Consider the following 21,283-nt stretch of genomic DNA (forward strand, 5'->3'; position numbering starts at 1 on the left):
GTAATCTGGTCCCTGCTCATGCTCATCCTAATAATTATTCTTTAACCATTAAACCATCTTCTGTTTCATTCAGGTCGATGGTCACCTGTTTTACATCAATATGATCTAAATAGTAATCTGTAATAGAATCACGTACTTCACTTTCGATCAATCGACGTAATGGTCTTGCACCTAAAGCCTGATCATAGCCATGCTCGACTAACCAGTCTTTCGCACGTTCTGTCACTTCCATATCTATTGATTTACGTGCAACTACCTCCTGCACATCATGTAACAATAGTTCTACAATTTGTTTCAAATCTTCTTTAGCTAAATGCTTAAATTCAACAATCGCATTGAAGCGGTTTAAGAATTCAGGTCTGAAGTATCCTTTTAACTCTTCATAAATGGATGTGCGTTCACGGTCTTCACCAAACGATGCATTACTTGTTGCTATTATTATCGTATTCTTAAAGTTTACCGTATTACCCTGACCATCAGTCAGAGCGCCATCATCTAATACTTGTAGCAGCAATGTGAGAACCTGAGGGTTTGCTTTTTCAATTTCATCTAATAAGATAACTGAATATGGATTACGACGTACTTGTTCAGTTAATGTATTCGAGTTGTCATCATATCCAACGTAACCGGCAGTTGTACCGATCATTTTAGAGACAGCTGTCTGATCCATATATTCACTCATATCCAGACGGATCATCGATTCAGTCGTACCAAATAGTTCTAAAGAGAGTTGTTTAGCAAGCTCTGTCTTACCGACACCTGTTGGACCTACAAACAAGAAGCTGCCGATTGGACGATTACCATCATCAAATCCTGCACGATTACGTCTGATTGCTTTCGCAACAGCTTGAACAGCTTCATCCTGACCGATGACTTTACCTTCAAGTCTGGATTGCATATGTTTTAGACGCTCAATTTCATTATCATCCATCTGAGAAACGGGCACACCTGTCATGCGTTCTACAGTAGCAGACACATCTTCTTTTGTGACATGATTACTTTCCACACCGGCTGATAATTTGTCTTTTAAAGCTTTAATCTTCATCTGCAATTCCTGCGCACGATTAAAGTCTTCCTGCTCGACTGCCTGCATCTTATCAGCTTCGAGCGTTTCAATTTCTTTTTCAGTCTCTACTTTGTCTACAACCGTATTACGGGATGAAATATGCGCTGCTGTAATATCCATCAAATCAATTGCTTTATCCGGTAGCATGCGGCCCGACATATATTGAATAGATAAATCAACGATTGTTTCTATCACCTCATCATCAATCTTAACATGATGGTGGTTTTCATAATTTTCCTTAATTCCTTTTAAGATTTTAATTGTATCTGCTTTCGACGGTTCATTCACAACGACTTCATTAAAACGACGAGCAAGTGCCGGATCTTTCATTATGTTATTGCGATACTCGTCCTGTGTTGTTGCACCGATAATAGATATCTCACCACGACTAAGCGCTGGTTTTAATATATCGGACAAACCTTTGCTTCCAGAGTCTCCTCCAGTCGACCCACTGCCAATAATCTGATGAATTTCATCGATGAATAATACTACATTCCCTTGCGCTTTTACTTCTTCAAGTAATTTCTGTACATTCTCTTCAAACGCACCACGATACTGAGTCCCCGCTTCAAGCGCTGACACATCGATTGAAATGATTTCCTTATCCTTAATCGAAGCTGGTACATCCCCTTTTACAATTGCCTGGGCAAGACCTTCAACGACTGCAGTCTTACCTACACCTGCTTCACCGACTAGTATCGGATTGTTCTTAATTCGACGACTTAATACTTCAGCAGCTTGACGAACTTCGGATTCTCTACCTATAACGGGATCTAATTGGTTGTTTCTTGCTTCTTCTGTCAAATTTCTTCCTATCTTATTTAAGAAACTATCGCTCGTTTGTTTTGAAGTATGAGGTTGATGTTGATGTTGATGTTGCTGAATCGCATCACTCGATACTTCCTGTCCGTTAATATAAAACTTGCGTGAGACCTGCCCTTCATTCATTTCATTAAACATTCTATTAAAAATCGCATCAAAATTATTATCAAAAATACCATTATTCATATTAAATCACTCCTATATTCAATTTTAATCGTGCTAGCAGAAGTTTCTTATCACTTCTGTAATTACATTATACACCAATGGTCAAAGATAGTCAAATATAATTTTGATTATCTTTGATCAATTGAATTCATATTTTTATTGTGTTAAATAAAAATAATTATATTTTTAATTGTAATTAATTACATATATTAACATGAAGAAAAATGAAAGAAGCTACTGCGATTTATATAAAAATAAAAATCTTTACTTAAGGTTTATTTTGAAAATTAATTTCCAATTCATATTTAAATTATTAAATTTATATCCCTTTTTATTTGTATTATCGAATTGATTATGTTTTAATATGTGCTGTTACAGACATAGTACATTTCAACAAATATTACGAGAACATTTCAACGTTGTAATGAATTGTTATGTAGCTGTAACGCACAGACATATTAATTGTGTTAGTGTATGTAGTGTCACTTAGCCAAATGAATCTTACTTTGATTCATAATATTAATTAAACAAATTACTGGAGGATTTTATATAATGAAAAAAGCAATTATGACTTCAACATTAGCATTAGCATTAGGAGTAACTGGTGTTTCAGCTTCTCAAGCAGATGCATCTACGGAAACAGCAGAAGCAAATCAAATCAACAAAGCCGAATTAGCAAACTTAGCATTAAACAACCCATCAGCTTTAAATGAAAACCCTGTACACGAAGGGGCTTATCACTATGAATTCACTAAGGATGGCTATCATTTTACCTTTGATTCAAATGGTGCGCACTGGACTTGGGAATATAACCATACTGGATCAGCAGATTCAGAAGCATTCAGCTCAGTAACGAATAACAACTTCAAACAGGAGGCACCTGCTGTACAAGCACAGGCTCCTGTAGCAAAGACACCTGCTCAAACGTATGTAGCACCTAAAGCGCAGACACCTGCTCAAACATATGTAGCACCTAAAGCGCAGAACTATCAAGCACAATCAACATATAAAGCGCCAGCTCAAACACAATCAGCAACTTCACCAGTAAGTGTTAACTCACATTTACAAGTAATTGCTCAACGTGAATCTGGCGGTAATATCCGTGCAATTAACTCAGAATCTGGCGCAGCAGGTAAATACCAATTCTTACAATCTACTTGGGATTCAGTAGCTCCAGCTGAGTGGAGAGGCGTATCTCCAGCATCAGCACCTGAAGCAGTCCAAGATGCAGCCGCTGTTAAGTTATACAATACAGCTGGTCCATCTCAATGGGTTACAGCTTAATCTTAAGAAATAAAAAATGAATGTGCCATTCGGCACATTCATTTTTTATTTCTTAAGATATTCAAAAATTCGTTTTGCGTTATCTGTATTATCCATATTACCTCTCCAAGCTTGTGCACCTGGACCATATCCATAGATGTTTACATCTTCTCCTGTATGGCCATTCGTTGTCCATCCTGTGTAGCTACGTTTGTTAACTGTCGCTTCAATTGCATCCTCAATCTTTTCATCATCTTTTTTAGTAACAGCTTCTTTTATGGCTTTCATTTCAGCAGCTTCTAATGTAAATCCAATATTTTCTGTGATTATTTTATCTATATTTGCATCTTTTTTCAGCAACGCTGCGCTCAAATATTCAGGAGTATGCTTCATCTGTTTGATAGGATCAACAAGGAAGTTATATTCTCCACCTTGTCCCATCGACATTCCACCTGTAGAGTGATCGGCAGTTGCAATGACTAAAGTATTACAGTCTTTCTTCGCAAAGTTAATCGCTGTCTGGAAAGCTAAGTCAAAATCCTTCATTTCGCTCATCGCACCTGTAATATCATTTGCATGTCCTGCCCAGTCAATCTGAGATCCTTCAACCATCAGGAAGAACCCATCTCTATCACCGCTTAATTTTGTCAAGGCAGTTTCGGTCATATCTTTAAGTGACGGCATACTTTCATTTCGATCTATCATCTTCGGCATCCCACCTTGTGAGAACAGACCTAGAATTTGTTGATTCTTAGATTGCGCTGCTTTTGTCAAAGAAGCTTTATCTGTGACATAGCGATATCCATCTTTTTGGAATGCTTTGACTAAATTTCTATCCTTACGTTCAAAGTATTCTTTACCGCCACCGAGCAGTATATCTACTTTGTGCTGTCCATTTATCATTTCATCATAATAATCATCAGCAATTTGCGGCATATTCTTTCTAGAAATGTCGTGTGCCCCAAATGCTGCAGGAGTCGCATGTGTAATCTCACTTGTCGCAACTAAACCCGTAGCTTTACCTACTTCCTTCGCCTGCTCAAGAATAGTCTTTACTTCTTTCTTCTGTTTATCAACAGCGATTGCATTATTATAAGTTTTAGTACCGGCGCTCATCGCTGTCGCTGCAGATGCTGAATCTGTAATATTCTCATGATCATCATCAGCAATTGTGCGTTGTGCACCTAGTAAATAATGGTCGAAAGCAACTGGATCTAATTCATGTGTCTCTTCCTTATCTTCCATGTATCGATATGCTGAAGTATAAGAAGGGCCCATGCCGTCACCAATCATAAAGATAACATTTTTTGGTTTCTGTTTATTGCCACATTGAACGACCTCTGATTTTACACCATTATTTTGTGGCAAAGGTTTTCCTCCCGCAAATGCAGTGGTCGGCGCAATTGCAGATAAAATTGTAGATACAGCTAATGTTCCAGCTGTAATATAACGAAATCTAGTCATTAATATTCCTCCAAATGTAAAAGAAATTTTTATTACTTGTTTAGATTAACAATGAATTATTAAGAGATTATAATACCTTTGTAAATAATTTATTAAGGATTAATAAATATATGTAAATAAAAATGGCTGAGACTAAAATCGTCTCAACCATTTTTATTTATTCACTTTATCAAAGTTGTCTTCGAAAAAATAACGCGTAAACGCATCAAATGGCCATATACGCAGAGCTACTTTACCCACGACATCGCTTTTATCAATAAGTCCTAATTCTCTTCTACTATCAAGGCTGACTTCACGATTGTCTCCTAATACCAGGTATTTACCTTCAGGAACCTTCTTATTACCGTCCGCATTTACTAACATATCTACAGTAAAATCGTCTGTCAGCTTTTCATTCGTCTTGTTCTTGCGATTTTCTTTCAAATAATCTTCCTGAATATACTGTCCATTTATATAGAGTTTATCATTCTTATATTCAACCGTATCGCCAGGCTTACCAATCAATCGCTTTATATAGTCATTTTTAGTATCTGTATGAAAAACAATAATATCTCCACGATCAATGCTATCTGTCTTTGTCGCAATCTTATTGATAATCACGCGCTCTTTATCCTTAAACGTCGGGAACATAGAGTCACCATTGACTGCATACGTTGCAAATAAAAATGTATGTACGATATAGAAAACGACAAGTGCAACAAGTATTGATATGATCCATTCTTTTATCTCTTTTAACATATGTTATCTCCTTATTTCAAAATTCTATACTATTATACCATTAATAATATATAAAAAGATAATGTCATACTGCCATACTTTAGATGTATAAACCAATTATATAAATTCTGATTTCCTGCGCAGAGGATAAGATTTAAATATACGGCTTCCTACTAGCCCAACAATTAGACAGATTACCGCAATAACGCTACCCCATCCAATAATCTGAAGTGGTTCGTTAAAGCCGAACATCACTAAAAATCCAGCTAGAGGACTCGCTGTTCCAGGTGCATCATTAATCATTCCAGAATGTGCAATAACCATACCCGCAAGTGCACCACCGATAAAGTTACAAGAATAGATCGGTACAGGATTTAAGGATATAATATCTGCCTGTGATAACGGTTCGATGCCAACAGCTAAGATAGAGGCACGATCTCCTAACTTTAATTTATAGAACATCGTTGAATTAATAAACGCTGAACTGAATGATACCATTGCAGCAATCGCCATCGGTAACCCTGTCAGACCAAGTAGTGCTGTTAGAGCCATCGAACTCAGTGGTGCAGTTCCTACAACCGTAATAATACCACCAAGCACAAATCCCATAACCAGCGGACTCGCATCTGTAGATTGCTGTATCACTTCACCAATTTTAATTAGCGTATTATTTACTAATGGTGTAACAAGCATTGCAAGCATACGTGCAAGCGGCGCGATAATAATAATTCCTACAATTAGATCAACACCTTCAGGCACATATTTTTCAGCATATTTCATAACATAACCAACGACATACCCTGCAACGAACCCGGGTAATAAATCAAGGCCCCCACAACTTGCTGCTATAATGAGTGCATAAACGGGAGATACACCAATAGATAAAGCAACTAAACCAGCTGCTGCTACACCACCGAGACTTCCGGCTGTATCTCCTAATTCTTCTAGAAACTTTATTCCGAATATATTTCCACCAACGTATTTCTGAAACGCCTCGACAAGAAATGTTGCAATCGCGGCATTCGCTAATGCCCCCATCGCCTTCATACCAGATGGTGCTTTATACGTAAATAACGTAAACAGCACAAGGACAAGGAGTAAGAAACCTGTTCCAATCAAAATATCCACATCAACAATCCCTTCCTGTTTTTATAATATATATATGTGTTCTTATTATAGTAACAAAAAATAATCGATTGTTGTCGTATACATTTCACACTTTTCGAAATTTTCTTTTTAAATAAATAATAAAGTCAGAAGCTAAGTATTTGCTTAGCTTCTGACTTTAACTATTCTAACATTACAACTTACTTCACTGGAATGTCCCAATGTGCTTTAAATTCACACATCTCCCAGAACATATACTCGTAGTAGCTTGTTTTAACAATAATCTCCTCTAAATCTGCAAGTACACGCTCCGGCATACCTTCAGCAAGCTCATCCATCAGTGCAATTGCATCATTCATAAGTTCCGTAAATGCTTCCCCTGAATATGTTTCAATCCAGTCACGATATGGATTATTATCATCTAATGCGCCGTCCTACTCCGCTAAATGATTCCCGATATAGTTATAACTCCATGCGCACGCAAGCAGACACGCCGTAACATGTTCGGCACCACCACGCTGTGCATGGTTCAGCATATAGCTCGTATACGCTGTATTCACTGATGCCGCTTCAGTTGCTTCTAATTCACTTTCAGAAATGCCAAACTGTTTCGCATAGCTGCGATGTAAATCCATCTCCATAAACAACGTACCATGCAGCAGTTTAGAGAATATGCCCATCACACGCAGGTCAGGTGCCTTCGCACTCCCGATCGCCATTAATTTAACATAATCAATTAAATAAACATAATCTTGTTTTAACCAGAACTGAAACTTTTCCTTCTCAAGTGAACCATCACCTAGCCCCTTAACGAAAGGATGTTCCAGATAAGAAGCCCAGATCGGTTCGACACGCTTTAATATGCGCTCAGTAAACATGTTATTCCTCCTCAATAAAAAATGCCTATACGCAGGTATAGGCATTAAGCACTTCCCTACGCTGGTATAAACCAAACAGGTTCAAAGGGTCGGATTACTCCTCTCAGCACGAATGCACCCCTAGTGACATTTTTTATTTTTATTTGTAGTACAGTATAATCGTATCATATTAAATATTTATCTCAAGTCATTATAATCATAATCACTATCGGTATTATAGGAAACACAATAATCATAAATGCGATAAACCATGCAGCTGGTCTTGCCATATTGAGTGTCATCCCAAATTCAGATAATTTTGGTACCCACACGTTATCATCTTCTTTATTATAATAAAACAGTCCCCATATGTAATTTTTTTCATTATGATACGGTGCTTTATCATTTAAAGCGGCTGAGGCACGATACTTCTTATCATTGCTAATCTGCTGAATAATACCAAATATCACCACGACAATTGATATAAATATAATACTTTCCATTATATAAGGTGGCATATATTCTTTCCCGAACAGAACAGGTCTTACGAGAATGAAGATAAATAAAATTGTCATAATAAATGATATGACGTGCAGTAACATCTCGTTATTGCGCTTCGTATCTGTCGCATACTTTTTCGAAGCTTCTTTGTTTGCCGGACTCACATTTGACTGGTAAAGTGATAACCCTTTGCTTGAACCCCATAACACAAATATCATAAAGAGTGCTATGCCTGAAGGGAAGAATACAGTTATTATATTTTTATCACTCCAATTATCCGGTACACCATTAAGCCCCCAGTGCGTCGCAATTGTGTCAGGTATTGTATGATAGTTCATTGCAACATATATTACCGCTGCCATGAGCATTACGAATTGTATCATATAGAAGTATGAAGTCGTCGAATTTTCTTCATCCATTAAACTTGTATCTACAGCTTTATACATTTTAATGTCTGCCATCCAGTCTTCTTTTTCTTTTAAAGATCTCATCTGATTAAATGCACTTCTATATATCCAGATCATTGCGATAATCAATAGGAATATAAGTATCGTAAACAGGATAAACTGCAATTCAGATTGTAATATCGTCCTCAACAATAAATGAATAACTGCAAATAATATACTGATAATGAATACATTTCGTTTATACGTTTGCGCAATATTTCTCACCTTACTATCATTACGCTTACTGTCTGGAACATACACACTAAAGAGAATATTTCTTCTGATATATCGTGCATTCAGTAAAAAGAGTAGACCTGTACAAAGTAAGATAATAGTTGTAATAACGGCTTCCATATTATTCACGCTCCTCTAATTTTTTTAATAAGTCTGATATATCGACCTGCTTGCATTTCGCTTCATCGATTATCGGCTTTAATCGTTCCAGCAAATCTTCCTGTTCGGCTTTCGTAGCAGCCTTCAATGCATCCGGATGAATGATCGCACCTGACTTAGGCTGAACGAGTATCAACCCCTTATCTTCCAGGTAATGGTATGCTTTATTCACAGTATGCATGTTAATTTGTAATCCACGAGCTAAACTTCTGCTTGAAGGTAACGCATCATATGGCACTGCATTTTCTGATGCTATATTCGCAATTATCGCATTCGCAAGCTGCAAATATACAGGAGTCGTGCTCCCTTCATTTAATTCAATATATATTGTCAACACCCCTTTTTGTTATACATATTATAGAACAATTTAAAATACAAAATAAAAAGTTTCTGTTATATATTTAGTATAACAGATGATGGCGAAATTTCCATAAAAAAACTGAGACTTTATCGTCTCAGCTCTTAATTAATTCAACTTCCAAATATCAGTCGCATATTGCTGTATCGTTCGGTCACTAGAGAATTGACCCGACTTCATTATATTCGTCAAGCTCATCTGATTCCACTTCCTCTTATCCTGATATGTTGCCATCGCAGTCAAATGAATATCAACATATGAGTTAAAGTCTTTAAGCAGGAAGTACGGATCATTGTTTGTCAGTACATGGTAGTACAGGTCATTAAATGCATAGTTTCTGCCGAACTGTTCATTGATAAGCGCGTCCATCGCATTTTTCACACGTGAATCCGTCTTATAGATGTCCTCTGCTCGGTAGCCACCATTTAACTGATAATTAATGACTTCTTCAGAACTTAAACCAAAGATAAAGATATTCTCTTTACCTACAAGCTCAGCAATTTCAACATTCGCACCGTCCATCGTACCAAGTGTAATCGCACCATTCATCATCATCTTCATATTACCTGTCCCTGATGCTTCCATCGATGCAGTTGAAATCTGTTCTGATATTTCTGCTGCCGGCATAATATCTTCAGCTAATGTCACATTGTAGTTTTCTAGAAATACAACTTTAATTCTATTATCAACATCTGTATCATTATTAACTACATTTGCAACAGCATGAATCAGTTTGATCACTTCTTTAGCAATATGGTATCCCGGTGCTGCTTTGGCACCAAAGATAAATGTTATCGGTTGTACTTTTATAGACGGCTTACGCTTAATTTCATTATAGAGGTAGATAATACGCAGTAAATTCAATAATTGTCGCTTATACTCATGTAATCTTTTCACTTGCACATCAAATACAGAATGTTCATCTACTTCAATGCCTGTCTTATTGTAGATGACCTCTTTAAGTGCTTTTTTATTGTGCAGCTTCACTTCAGCTAATCGATCCAGGAAAGCATCGTCATTATAATAATGCATCAACTGCGTTAATTCCTGAGGATGTTTCACCCAGTTATTTCCGATAGTATCACTGATTAAGTTTGACAGCTCAGGGTTAGAGGTCATCAACCACCTTCTATGCGTTATACCGTTCGTCTTATTATTAAATTTCTCTGGCGTCAGCTTATAGAAATCATTAAATGTATAATCTTTAATAATTTCAGAGTGGAGCGCAGCTACACCGTTCACACTGAAAGAACCGACGATAGCAAGCTTGCTCATATGAACCACATTATTACTGATGACTGCAAGATCACCAATCTTATCACGCATTTCTGGATGTGCTTCATATACACTCTTACAGAAACGTTCATTGATTTCATTGATAATCATAAAGATACGCGGGTTAACATTCTGAACTTGATATACTGGCCATTTCTCTAGCGCTTCCTGCATGATTGTATGATTCGTATAGGCAAATGTGTGCGTAGTAATGTGCCACGCGTCATCCCATCCGAGCCCTTCTTCATCCATCAGAATACGCATCAGTTCTGGAATACCGAATGTAGGATGCGTATCATTGATCTGAATACAATGATACTTATGGAAGTCTGTTACAGGCAGCTGATAGCGTTCTTTGAATTGATTGATCAGCGTCTGAATCGTAGATGAAACTAAGAAATACTGTTGCTTGAGACGTAAGAATCTACCTTCTTCAGTTGAATCATCAGGGTATAAGAAACCTGAAATACGTTCTACACTTTGCATATGCTCAAGTCGATTCTTGTTATCTCCATGATCTATCGTGTCGTGTGGTAGTTCAGCACTCCAAAGACGCAGCTGATTGACATTATCATTATCATATCCTACAACACCTACATCATATGGCACTGCAAGTACTGTCTCCTGGTTACTATAAGTAAATTTAAGATTGCCATCTTCAAGTACTTCTGAAGTGACTTGACCTCCAAAATTTACAGGCACTGCTTCCTCTATTCTTCTTGTTTCCCAAGGGTATACTTCCTGTAACCAGTTATCTGGCAATTCAATTTGTGTACCGTTAACAATACGCTGTTCGAATAACCCATAGCGATAACGTATACCAAAACCGTTTCCCATATATCCTAAAGAGGCGATAGAATCTAAGAAACACGCAGCAAGTCTACCAAGACCACCATTTCCTAATCCAGCATCATTTTCTTCACTATAAATTTTCTTAGGGTCACGACCGAGCTCAGTCAGTACTTCATTACATACATCTAATAGTCCGGCATTCAATAGGTTACTTTCAATTAATCTTCCAATCAGAAATTCCATCGATAGATAGTTAATCTGGCGTCTTTTAGCTTCAATGTTATGATGTCTAGTATCCACTCCTGCCTGATTAATTTCATCTTTTAATATAGAGCATATTGCGTAGAATATATCGTTATCTGTAGACTCTTCCAAGGTTGCAGTACGTTTATTCATCAACTTAGTTTCTAATACTTTACGAAATTCTGATTTTGTATATGTTTTCATTGAAGTCTCCTTAATAGATGTCTAAGTATTGTCGTGCTGAAGCATCCCAGCTATGATTCACTTTTGTGATGTTCTTAATCAGAGCTTTATATTTATTTTCATCATGATAGATTAATAATGATGCATAAAGCCTATCTAATAATTCATGTGCATTATAGTTGGCAAAGGATAACCCAGTACCTTCCATCGACACTTCATTGAATGGAATGACGGTATCCTTCAGCCCCCCTGTTTCACGAACTATTGGAATTGAGCGATATTGCAGCGCAATCAGTTGACTCAGACCACAAGGTTCAAAAAGTGATGGCATGATAAAGAAATCGCTTGCCGCATAGATTTGTCTTGAAACCTGCTCATCGAACCCTCTATAGAAGCGTACTTTATCTGGATACTTCTCCTGAAGATAATTAAAGTAGTTTTCAAACTCTACTTCGCCATTTCCCATGATAAAGAGCTGTACCTCATTCTGGATAAATTCTTCCATAATACACATCACAAGATGCAGACCCTTTTGTTCTACCATCCTCGTGATTATTGCGTACATCGGTATATGAGCAGAATTCGGAAGATCGAACGTTTCCTGAAGTATCGTCTTATTCTCTCGTTTCTTAAGTATCGAACTTTTGAAATTGACGGCGATGTTCTTATCAGTAAGCGCGTTATAATCTTTAACATTTATCCCATTGACAATACCTGTTAAATCACGTGCACGCATATTCAATAAGTCTTCAAGCCCTTCGCCGTAGTATGGTGACTTAATTTCTTCAGCATAGCTCGGAGATACCGTTGTAATCTTATCAGCATGGAAGATACCTGCTTTCATAAGATTCAGCATGCCTCTCCACTCGAAACCCGCGAAATGAACGCGCTCGAGGTTAAAAAGGTTGTCAAACGCATCGTACATCAGCATTCCTTGATATTTGATATTGTGGATTGTGAATACAGTACGCATTCCAGCAACAGGTTGCTTTATATTACAAAAGGCAACTGCCGCCCCCGCTTGCCAGTCATGTCCATGAAGTACGTCCGGTTTATAATCTCCTCTATAGATAAATTCTATTACAGCATTTGAAAAGAAGACAAAACGTTCTCCATCATCATCATAACCGTACAGTGTATCACGACTGAAATACTGCATATTATCAACAAAATAATATATAATACCATTCCATTTTAATGATAGAATGCGTGTATATTGAAAACGCCAGCCTACATGTGTCTGAAAAATCATTTCTTCTTTAAGCTGTTCCTTATATTCAGATTTTAAGTCTTGATAAAGTGGTAAAATCACACGCACTTCACAGTCACCTGTTTCATTTAAATATTGAGGAAGACTGCCGATTACATCAGCGAGTCCTCCAGACTTAAAGAAAGGTGTACATTCTGAAGCTACAAATAATATCTTTTTCATCACTTTTCCAACTTTCTTTAAATTGTTTGTCTTTTCGCAACAACAAACGGCTTATCTTGTGACCCAATCAATTTCTGATGCTCATTCACAATGACGTCTTTGTCTAATATAACATTTTCAATCAAAGCACCAGCTTTTATATGGCAATTGGTCATAATAATCGAATTTTTTATCGTTACACCTGGTTCAACACATACGCCGCGGTAAAGAATACTGTTTTCAACATGTCCTGCAATTTCACACCCATTGGCAACAGTCGAATTTAGAACGGTACAATCACCAATATATTTTGTCGGAGGTTGATTAGAAATCTTTGTTTTAATTCTATTTTCCTTCATAAATATTGCTTTGTAACGTTCAGGCTCTAAAATGCTCAAGTTATTCTTATAGAATGTCTTAAGCGAGTTGATGTACATTGTCACTTCCTGAATATCATAATATGTGACATCCAGCTCATCTATTCTTTCGAATATACCATGGAAGAAGAAATTATCTTTATAATTCTGAATGCAGTAATCCATGATTTCAAATAATTTATCCTTCTTTATAATATATGTTCCAGTAAATACGTGGACATTGGCACTATCATGGTTAAGATATGTCACTTTCGAACCTTCATTATTTACACGTAATAATGGTTGATGCATTTCTTCAAGCTTATCCACATTCTCTGAAATCAATGTGATATCTGCATCATTTTCTATATGAAATTTAAATGCGTCCTTAAAGTCCGTGTTTGCAATCAGCTGTGATCCAGAAATAATCACATCCGTTGCATTACTTCTAATAAAGAAATCACGGTTGTTATGAAAATGCCTTAAATCTCCTCTAGAAATATCCGATGGACCGTGCCAATCCGGAGGGAGCACAAATAATTTTGATTTTCGGTCATCAAGCCCGAAATCATCACCATTTCCAAGATGGTCCATTAAAGAACGATACTTCTGGTTGACAAAGATTGCAACTTGATCAGTACCCGAACTTACTATATTAGAAAGACTGAAATCTATCAGACGATATCTCCCTGCAAATGGAACGCTCGCACCATTTCGAAAATACGTGAGTTCTTCTAAATAATCCTGTTCATTTGATAAATTGATTAATCCCATAAGCGAACGCATTATGCATTACCTCCTGTAAATTTATGAATATTTTTAGGACCAACAACAATCGGTTCCTGCTCATTTGTTCCGTCAATCGTAACACCATCTGGAATGATAAGGTTATCCATGATAATTGCTTTTCTGATTGTACATTCTTTACCGATTACCGTTTTTGGATGGATGATTGCATCCTGAACGATAGCACCTTCGCCTACCGTAACTTCGCTGAACAGCACTGAATGATCGACATGACCAAAGATAAATGACCCTGGACAGACGAGTGAATCATCGATATTTGCTTGAGTACCTACATATTGTGGCGGCAAGTTTTCTTCATGAGAATACGTTGGCCATGACTTGCTGTTTAACAGCTCTTTTAAATCTTCTTCTAGTAAATCCATATTCGCTTCCCAATAGGACTGTATCGTACCTACGTCCTTCCAGTATCCTTCGAATCGATACGCATAAAGAAGTTTGTTAGCGTCCAGCATTTTGGGGATGATGTCGTTACCAAAGTCATGTTCAGATTGCGTATCTTGTTCATCTGCGATTAAATACTCACGTAAAACTTTCCAGCTAAAGATATAGATTCCCATCGACGCAAGATTATTCTTTGGATGTTCTGGTTTTTCGTCGAATTCATAAATCTTAAGATCCTCTTCAGTATTTAGTATTCCAAAGCGACTTGCTTCTTCAATCGGCACTTCAATTACAGAAATCGTCGCATCGGCCTGCTTTTCTTTATGGAAATCGAGCATCTGCTGATAATCCATCTGATAAATATGATCTCCTGAAAGAATCAGTAAATATTCCGGGTCATACTGATCGATAAAATGAATGTTCTTTGTAATTGCATCGGCAGTACCTTCAAACCACGAAGCGCCTTCCTGATCAGCAAATGGAGCAAGCACAGTAACGCCACCATCCTGCTTATCAAGCGACCACGGTTTTCCTAATCCAATATGTCGGTTCAGCATTAGTGGTGCGTACTGAACAAGCACTCCTACTGTCGATATATTTGAGTTCGATAAATTACTTAATGTAAAGTCAATGATGCGATACTTTCCTCCAAAAGGCACTGCTGGCTTTGCAATATTTTTTGTCAGCTGACCTAATCTCGTTCCCTTTCCACCTGCAAGTAACATTCCAACAACTTCATTTGACATGATATCCCCTACCTCATTCATATTTTTTTGTAATATCTATGATGTTCTTTTTCGTTCTTTAACTTTTTTATAGATTACAAATCCGAACGGTGGTATTTTCCCTTTTATCGCATGTTTGAAACCGGTTACCTCGATAGTTTCTGAAAAAAGATAGTTACTGACTACTTGATTAGAGCCACCGTATATTTTTTTATCTGAATTAAAATATTCTTTATACTTACCAGGCTGATCTACTGCCACGGTAAAGTCATAATAAACTTCCTTCGAGAAATTAAGCACTATAATCAAAGTGTTACCCTTACGATCTGTACGCATGTAACTCGCAATATTCTGTGTATTATTGTCTGCATCTATCCATTTGAAGCCTTCTGTTTTGTAATCTAATTCAAATAGTGGTCTTTCTTTTAAATACAGCTTATTCATATCCTGAACAAAATCCTGCAGTCCTTGATGAATGGGATAGTCCAGCAAGAACCAGTCCAGCTGTTCTTTATCTTTCCACTCAGCATACATTCCAATCTCGCTACCCATAAAGTTAAGCTTCTTACCCGGCTGGGTCATCTGATAGCCATATAATAAGCGATACTGCGCGAACTTCTGCCATTGATCTCCCGGCATTTTATCCAGCATACTAAGTTTACCGTGGACCACTTCATCATGTGAGAAAGGCAGGATAAAGTTTTCGTCGTAGCGATAGACAAGCGGAAAGTTCAAATAATTGTGGTGATGCTGCCTCATAATAGGATCGAGTTCCATATAATCAAGCGTGTCGTGCATAAATCCAAGATCCCATTTAAAGTTAAACCCAAGGCCGCCAGAAGCAACTGGCGCTGTAACATTCTTCATATCTGATGAGTCCTCTGCAATCATTAATGTATACGGGTAATGTTTGAAAACTTCAGTGTTCAGCTTCCGTAAAAACGCAACCGCTTCTTTATGAATCGTTGTCCCATCCTCATTAAAAATTCTCTCATGTGCTTTATGATTCTCAAAATTAAGATCCGTCATTGAATGTACAGCATCCACACGCAAACCATCGATATGATATTCACTCAACCAAAATAGTGCATTTGACACGAGGAAACTCTGTACTTCTGTTCGTCCAAAATCAAAGGTCAACGTCCCCCAGCCACGTTTTTCTGCACGATACATATCGGGATGTTCAAATAACGGAGTCCCATCAAACATCCTGAGACCGTGCGCATCCTTACAAAAATGAGCCGGTACCCAGTCCAGTATCACTCCAATTTGGTGCTGATGACATTGATCGATAAAATATTTGAAATCCTGTGGTGTACCAAATCGGCTTGTAGGTGCAAAATAACCCGTTACTTGATAACCCCAGGACAAATCGAAAGGATGTTCAGTAATTGGCATCAATTCAATATGAGTATAGCCCATCTTCTTCACATACGGGATTAAGGACTCCGCCATTTCTCTATATGTATAATATGAACGATCTGTAAACGCATCGATGGATTCTCCTTCGTAGCGCTCAACATTATGTTTTTTCCACGTTCCAAGATGAACTTCATAAATATTGATTGGTTGATCATAAGGAGAAGTCTTATTACTCTGCCATGCTTCATCTGACCATTGATAGGAGATATCCGTGACAACCGATGCTGTTGCAGGTCGTTTCTCAGCATAGAATGCATAAGGATCCGCCTTGAATATTTGTTGACCTTGTTTAGTTTCGATTAAATATTTATAGATTGAACCAATACATACATTAAATGTACCTGTAAACAATCCACTATCCGGTACTTTCTCAAGTTCGTATCCAGTACCCGTCCATTGATTCGCATCTAATGCAACACTTACCTTGCGCGCATGTGGTGCCCATACGGTAAATGTTGTCTCACCTTTCTCTTTGTTGAAATGAGCGCCCATAAACTGCTGGGATGCATAATGCGTCCCTTGATGAAATAAAAATCGATCTAATTCAGTTACCATTTCATCCCTCCGTCATATTGCTTATTTTCAGTATAATTGAAAAATGTGAACGATATGTTAATTAAACATTATTTAATTATATTTTCATCTCTATATTATACCCTTTAAATGAATAAAATTTCCTATATTCAAAATATTTTTACTTTTATATTTTCCATGTTACACGTTATAATATTAAACGAGTAGGAGGTTTTACCATTGCAAGCTTATATAGATGATTTTAATCTCATAACCGTTCAATCAAATGTAAAATTAAATGGACATTTTCAAATCGATAATGATGGTATCTTCAAACTAGAATTGATGAAACAATTTAAACTTGAAAATAACTACTATTATAAATTGAAGATGTCACATCCTATACATCTGTCTCAAACATATCATATATTATATGACGGGCAAGAAATTCCATTATTCATAGGAGATATCACGAGAACCTCAAATTTTGAATCAGCATTTAGTGCACTGGATGAAACCCTCGGTGCAACGATTAAAGATGATAAGACGACATTCTCTGTATGGTCACCAGTTGCGCAGTCTATAATCGTCGTAACAGATGACCATACGTATGAAATGACTCGTAAGAACAACGGTACATATACCGTTGTCGTTGATAATAATCTCCATGGTATTTCCTATCAGTACGAAGTCATGATCAACAACAAGAAAATACGAGTGAACGATCCCTACGCTAAAGGATTAACTGTCAATAGTACGAAAAGCGTGGTCATCGATATGAATCAAGTGCAAGACTTTCCTTCTCAATTTCCAGAAATAGAACGTAATGATGTCATTATTTATGAAGTCCACACAAGAGACTTCTCGATGCATCCGAATAGCGGTATACAGCATAAAGGCAAATTATTAGGGTTAATCGAAGAAGGAACCTCAACCCATACGGGGCATACTACTGGCTTTGATTATATAAAATCATTAGGCACCAGTCATATTGAATTATTACCCGTAAACGATTTCGCTCGCGTTGATGATATTGATTTCACGTCCAATTACAACTGGGGATATGATCCGGAATTCTATCAGACGATTGATGGCAGTTATTCTACAGACGCGGTGCATCCTGTGAAACGAATCGAAGAATTAAAGATGGTAGTACAGAAATATCACGAAGCAGATATGGGTGTGATTTTAGATGTCGTCTTTAATCATGTATATAAGATGGAGACTTCTCCATTTGAACAGCTCGTGCCAGGATATTATTTTCGCTATCATAAAGATGGTACATTAAGCAATGGCACTGGGGTTGGAAACGATGTTAAGACAGAACGCGTCATGATGCGTAAATATATATTGGATACATTAGAATATTATATTGATACCTTTAAGATCGACGGCTTCCGTTTTGATTTGATGGGTGTTATTGATATTGAGACGATGCAGCATATCGAAAGATTGATCCAAAGTAAGAATAAATATGGCTTTATCCTAGGTGAAGGCTGGAATCTATATAGTGCAATGCCGGATGCTATAAAGACGATTCATGAGAATATCGATCAAGTCCCTGACGTTCATTTTTTTAACGATTTCTTTAGGGACACATTAAAAGGGAACAATTTCGACCTTAAGGATCGAGGCTATTTCAACGGAAAAGGGCGATACTATGAAAGAATGTTCACACTCTTCACAGGACAGACAGGTATCCCAGCCAAGCAGTCGATTAACTATGCAGAAGTACATGATAACCATACATTATTTGACCGCATCAACTATACGACTCAGACCGATATACAGTTGCAGCATAAGATTCATCAGATGATTACAATCTTCACCATTCTGTCACTAGGGACTCCTTTCATCCATGCTGGACAAGAGTTTTTTAGGACAAAATATGGGCATGGTAACACATACAACTTGAGTGATTTCATCAATAGAATCGACTGGAACAGAAGAATCAAATATGACAAAGAACTTGATGTCATCAAACAAGCCATACAAATAAGACGTACTTATGAAATATTTAAGGTTCAGACGCTTGAAAATAAGTCAAAACGTATCATACAACTTAACATTGACCAGCCTTTATTCGGGGTATTGCTTTTCGATAGAAGATATGAGTTTATACTTCTTTTTAATCCTACAGCGATCAATTATGACGTACCCTTACCAAGAATGGGTCAATATGAAGTAGTACTGACGAATGAAAGCACTCAACAGAAGCTCGTCCAGTCACAAGTGACATTAAATCCGTACCAATGTCTGCTACTAAAAAAGAATTTTTAAATAAATTATCAGCATATCAGTGGTCGGCGTATACAATTCATGATTTAATGAAGTTAATCTATATAAGGAGATGGAACATTTGACAAATCAAAGTACATGGGAAGCACATATCGATGATAGTTTAATCAGTATTGAAGCTTATGAAAAGTTATCTGAACAGGATAAGCAAGAGGGTTATGTAGGCAATTTATCTTTTGGTACAGCTGGTATTCGAGGTAAGATTGGACTTGGACCGAACCGTCTGAATAAATACACGGTGCAGAAAGTAGCAACAGGCCTTGCACAGTATCTCATTGAACTTAAAGCAGAACCGAGCGTGGTCATCGCATACGATACGAGACATTTCTCGCCGGAATTCTGTGATGCAATTGCTGAAGTATTAGGTCACCATAATGTTAAGACATATATCTTCGACAGATATCATACGACACCTGAATTGTCTTTTGCTGTGCGTCACCTAAAGACCGATGCAGGCGTAATGATAACTGCAAGCCACAATCCACCTGAATATAACGGGATTAAGATCTATGGTCCAGATGGCGGACAGCTAGCGCTTGAAGCTTCACAAAAGGTAAGTGCTTTTATCGATGATATTGATGATGTATTTGCACTTAACTCTACAAGTAAAGCTGAACTGCTAGCACACAGCAGGATTGAATATTTAGATGATAGCATAATCAACGCCTATAAATCGGAAGTTATTTCACTCGTCGAAGATATCCCGGCATCTGATCTTAAAGTCGTTTTTACAAGTTTGCATGGTACAAGTGTACCGATCATACCTGAACTATTAGATGCACTTAACTTTACGCAATATGAAGTGGTTAAGGAACAGGCGATTCCAGATGGCGATTTTACATCTGTAAAATCTGCGAATCCAGAAGATCATGACGCATTTGATTTGGCTGTCAATTACGCGAAAGCCTCAAATGCAGATCTACTGATTGCGACAGATCCGGATGCGGATCGTATGGGAATCGTTGCATATGTAGATGGCAAATTTCATTATTTCAATGGGAATCAAATAGGCGCTTTACTCCTCCACTATCGTATTCAGTCTACTAAAACGACTGAAAATCGTGCTGCAGTAAAATCCATAGTAACGAGTGACCTTGGCCGCAAGATTGCTGAAGCAAACAATGTAAAAATGTTTGACGTCTTAACAGGTTTTAAATTTATAGCAGAGAAGATTGCTCAATTTGAATCTTCTTTAGCGTATAACTATATATTTGGCTATGAGGAAAGCTACGGTTATATGGCCGGTCCATTTGTACGTGATAAAGATGCTGTTCAAATCGTCCCGCTCATTATCAAACTGGCAAGTGAGCTCAAGAATGAACAGCGTACAATTGTAGACCAGATGAATGACATTTATTCTAAATATGGTCATTATCAGGAGAAATTATTCTCCCACACCTTTGAAGGCCAAGAAGGCAAAGCACATATCGAAAAGATAATGAGTGAAAGCCGTGCCCAATTCCCTTCTGAAATAGCAGGTCAAAAAGTTATCCGTGTTGATGATTATCTTGCACAGACTTCTTATGCTGATGGTTCTGAAACAAAGATTGAGCTCCCGAAAGCTGATGTGCTAAAGTTTCATTTTGAGAATGGATGGATTGCACTACGTCCATCAGGTACTGAGCCGAAAATCAAGCTATACATATCAATGATTACAGATGATATCGCATCACTTGCAGAAGAAATGAACCAGGCTTTCTTCAATTAATTACTAAATA

Annotated in this window: 14 protein-coding genes, 1 pseudogene and 1 riboswitch; of the genes and pseudogenes, 3 read left to right on the forward strand and 12 right to left on the reverse strand. The window is 37.3% G+C overall.

What is annotated here, in order from left to right; translation table 11 throughout:
• Positions 1 to 34: 34 nt before the first annotated feature.
• The gene (locus QNJ52_RS00950) at positions 35 to 2,074 is read right to left on the reverse strand and encodes an AAA family ATPase (protein WP_283721632.1); all 2,040 of its coding nucleotides are present in this window, start codon (positions 2,072 to 2,074) and stop codon (positions 35 to 37) included.
• 531 nt (positions 2,075 to 2,605) lie between these two features.
• Here QNJ52_RS00950 and QNJ52_RS00955 point away from each other — a divergent pair.
• Positions 2,606 to 3,337: a transglycosylase family protein gene (locus tag QNJ52_RS00955; protein WP_283721633.1), complete on the forward strand. Its 732-nt coding sequence runs from the start codon at positions 2,606 to 2,608 to the stop codon at positions 3,335 to 3,337.
• Positions 3,338 to 3,382: 45 nt separating this feature from the next.
• On the opposite strand, the gene QNJ52_RS00960 is transcribed toward QNJ52_RS00955, so the two are convergent.
• The 11 genes and pseudogenes from QNJ52_RS00960 to glgB all read right to left on the reverse strand — a co-directional run bounded on the left by QNJ52_RS00960 (position 3,383) and on the right by glgB (position 17,309).
• Positions 3,383 to 4,780 carry an alkaline phosphatase gene (locus QNJ52_RS00960; protein WP_283721634.1) on the reverse strand — a complete coding sequence of 466 codons (1,398 nt, stop codon included), beginning with the start codon at positions 4,778 to 4,780 and terminating at the stop codon, positions 3,383 to 3,385.
• A 153-nt stretch (positions 4,781 to 4,933) separates the two neighbouring features.
• A complete protein-coding gene (gene lepB / locus QNJ52_RS00965) occupies positions 4,934 to 5,518 on the reverse strand; it encodes a signal peptidase I (RefSeq protein ID WP_283721635.1) in 585 nt (194 codons plus the stop codon).
• A gap of 96 nt (positions 5,519 to 5,614) precedes the next feature.
• Positions 5,615 to 6,625 carry a PTS sugar transporter subunit IIC gene (locus QNJ52_RS00970; protein ID WP_219494561.1) on the reverse strand — a complete coding sequence of 337 codons (1,011 nt, stop codon included), beginning with the start codon at positions 6,623 to 6,625 and terminating at the stop codon, positions 5,615 to 5,617.
• Between the two features lie 179 nt (positions 6,626 to 6,804).
• A pseudogene (tenA, locus tag QNJ52_RS00975) lies at positions 6,805 to 7,527 on the reverse strand (thiaminase II).
• A riboswitch (TPP riboswitch) is annotated at positions 7,519 to 7,614 on the reverse strand. (Overlaps the previous pseudogene by 9 nt.)
• Positions 7,615 to 7,664: 50 nt before the next feature.
• Positions 7,665 to 8,762, reverse strand: a complete 1,098-nt coding sequence (locus QNJ52_RS00980) for a DUF1648 domain-containing protein (RefSeq protein ID WP_283721636.1) — start codon at positions 8,760 to 8,762, stop codon at positions 7,665 to 7,667.
• 1 nt (position 8,763) lies between these two features.
• Positions 8,764 to 9,135, reverse strand: coding sequence for a GntR family transcriptional regulator (locus QNJ52_RS00985; RefSeq protein ID WP_283721637.1), 372 nt, complete (start codon positions 9,133 to 9,135; stop codon positions 8,764 to 8,766).
• A 132-nt stretch (positions 9,136 to 9,267) separates the two neighbouring features.
• The gene (locus QNJ52_RS00990; RefSeq protein ID WP_283721638.1) at positions 9,268 to 11,673 is read right to left on the reverse strand and encodes a glycogen/starch/alpha-glucan phosphorylase; all 2,406 of its coding nucleotides are present in this window, start codon (positions 11,671 to 11,673) and stop codon (positions 9,268 to 9,270) included.
• A gap of 10 nt (positions 11,674 to 11,683) precedes the next feature.
• Positions 11,684 to 13,084 carry a glycogen synthase gene (locus tag QNJ52_RS00995; RefSeq protein WP_283721639.1) on the reverse strand — a complete coding sequence of 467 codons (1,401 nt, stop codon included), beginning with the start codon at positions 13,082 to 13,084 and terminating at the stop codon, positions 11,684 to 11,686.
• A 17-nt stretch (positions 13,085 to 13,101) separates the two neighbouring features.
• Positions 13,102 to 14,205, reverse strand: coding sequence for a glucose-1-phosphate adenylyltransferase subunit GlgD (gene glgD / locus QNJ52_RS01000; RefSeq protein WP_283721640.1), 1,104 nt, complete (start codon positions 14,203 to 14,205; stop codon positions 13,102 to 13,104).
• On the reverse strand, positions 14,205 to 15,353 hold the full coding sequence (locus tag QNJ52_RS01005) for a glucose-1-phosphate adenylyltransferase (RefSeq protein ID WP_283721641.1): 1,149 nt from the start codon (positions 15,351 to 15,353) through the stop codon (positions 14,205 to 14,207). Before QNJ52_RS01005 ends, glgD begins: the two co-directional genes overlap by 1 nt.
• Positions 15,354 to 15,389: 36 nt before the next feature.
• Complete coding sequence (gene glgB, locus QNJ52_RS01010; RefSeq protein WP_219494545.1) at positions 15,390 to 17,309, reverse strand: 1,4-alpha-glucan branching protein GlgB; 1,920 nt, start codon at positions 17,307 to 17,309, stop codon at positions 15,390 to 15,392.
• A 198-nt stretch (positions 17,310 to 17,507) separates the two neighbouring features.
• Between glgB and pulA the strand changes: the two genes are divergently transcribed.
• Complete coding sequence (pulA, locus tag QNJ52_RS01015) at positions 17,508 to 19,547, forward strand: type I pullulanase (RefSeq protein WP_283721642.1); 2,040 nt, start codon at positions 17,508 to 17,510, stop codon at positions 19,545 to 19,547.
• Between the two features lie 79 nt (positions 19,548 to 19,626).
• The gene (locus tag QNJ52_RS01020) at positions 19,627 to 21,273 is read left to right on the forward strand and encodes a phospho-sugar mutase (protein WP_241427495.1); all 1,647 of its coding nucleotides are present in this window, start codon (positions 19,627 to 19,629) and stop codon (positions 21,271 to 21,273) included.
• Positions 21,274 to 21,283: the final 10 nt, after the last annotated feature.

Origin of the sequence: Macrococcus sp. S115, from assembly GCF_030067655.1 — a bacterium.
Taxonomy (GTDB): domain Bacteria; phylum Bacillota; class Bacilli; order Staphylococcales; family Staphylococcaceae; genus Macrococcoides; species Macrococcoides psychrotolerans.